Origin of the sequence: Streptomyces sp. SM1 (genome assembly GCF_002910825.1) — a bacterium.
Lineage (GTDB): Bacteria > Actinomycetota > Actinomycetes > Streptomycetales > Streptomycetaceae > Streptomyces > Streptomyces okerensis.
Genome location: NZ_NEUB01000292.1, coordinates 1 through 1,532 on the forward strand (window position 1 = coordinate 1; position 1,532 = coordinate 1,532).

Here is a 1,532-nt window from a genome sequence, read left to right on the forward strand (position 1 = left end):
GCCCGCTCCGCCCTCGGCAGGCCCTACGTCTGGGGCGCCAACGGCCCCTCCGGATTCGACTGCTCCGGGCTCACCCAGTGGTCGTACGCCCAGGCCGGGGTCGCGCTGCCCCGCACCTCGCAGGCCCAGCGGTACGCCGGCCGCCAGGTCCCGCTCTCCGAGGCCCGCCCCGGCGACCTGGTCGTCTACCGCTCCGACGCCTCCCACGTCGGGATGTACATGGGCAACGGCCAGGTGATCCACGCGCCCTACCCCGGCGCCCCGGTGCGCTACGACCCGGTCGGGATGATGCCGGTCTCGTCGGTCACCAGGGTCTGACCGGGACGGCCCCGCGCCCGTACCCTCGGAGAGGTGGCTGGTCGAAGGCGGGTCTCGGGGGCGTCGGTGGTGGCGCTGTGTCTGCTGCTCGTCTCCCTGGTGGCGTGCGGGGGCGGACCGGCCGCCGACGCCGCCCGCGCGGAGGTGCAGTCGCTTCTCGACCGGCGCGCGGAGGCCGTCCTCGACCGCGACGCCGCCGCCTACGCCGGCACCGGCACCCGGGCCGGGTTCGACAACCTGCGCGCGGTACCGCTCGCGGACTGGTCCTACCGGGTCACCGCCCTGGACCGCACCGGCGACTCCGCCACCGCCTCCGCCGACCTGCGGTACCGCGTCGCGGGCCACGACCGCTCCCCGGTCGTCACCACCCGCTCCCTGAGCCTGAGCCGGGACCGGGACGGCGACTGGTCCGTCGACTCCGACCGCCCCGCGCGGAAGTCCGGGCAGCAGCTGTGGGACCAGGGCCCGGCACGGGCCGTCCGGGGCGAACGGAGCCTGGTGCTGGGCGTCGGGCAACCCGCCGGGAAGCTGCGCGACTACGCCGAACTGGCCGACCGCGCCGTACCGGCCGTGTCCGACGCCTGGGGCCCGGAGTGGACCCGCCGGGTCGTCGTCCTCGTCCCCGGGTCCCTGGAGGGCATGGCGGGCCTGCTGGGCTCACCCGCCTCCTCCTACCGGGGGATCGCGGCGGTCACCACCGGCGCCACCGGCACGGACGGACCTGCTCCGGCGGACCGCGTCATCGTCAACCCCGACGCCTTCGGACTGCTCGGCGACCCCGGCCGGCAGGTCGTCCTCACCCACGAGACCGCCCACGTCGCCACCCGCGCCCACACCTCCGCGTCGACCCCGCTGTGGCTGTCCGAGGGGTTCGCCGACTGGGTCGGCTACCGCGGCGGCGACCGCGCCCCCGCGGAGGTCGCGCCGGAGCTCGCCTACGCGGTGAGCCGGGGCGAGGTGCCGGGCGCCCTGCCGGAGGACGAGGACTTCGGCTTCTCGGGCGACGCGGACGGCCTGGCGCGGGCCTACGAGGGCGGCTGGCTGGCCTGCCGCATGATCGCCGACCACTGGGGCGAGGAACGCCTCCGCGCGTTCTACCGGGCGGTGGGCGCCCATCCGTCCCGCGACGGCGCGGTCGAGAACGCCCTGGCCGAGGTCCTCGACACCACCCCGGAGGCCTTCACCCTCCAGTGGCACGACTACATCCAGGACGC

The 1,532-nt window shown here is 76.4% G+C and carries 2 protein-coding genes; both read left to right on the forward strand.

Annotated elements, in window-relative coordinates; translation table 11 throughout:
- On the forward strand, nucleotides 1-318 hold a 318-nt coding region (locus B9S61_RS07090), incomplete at its 5' end, for a C40 family peptidase (RefSeq protein WP_146064741.1).
- Nucleotides 319-351: 33 nt separating this feature from the next.
- A partial coding sequence (locus B9S61_RS07095; RefSeq protein ID WP_181007281.1) for a hypothetical protein occupies nucleotides 352-1,532 on the forward strand: 1,181 nt, incomplete at its 3' end.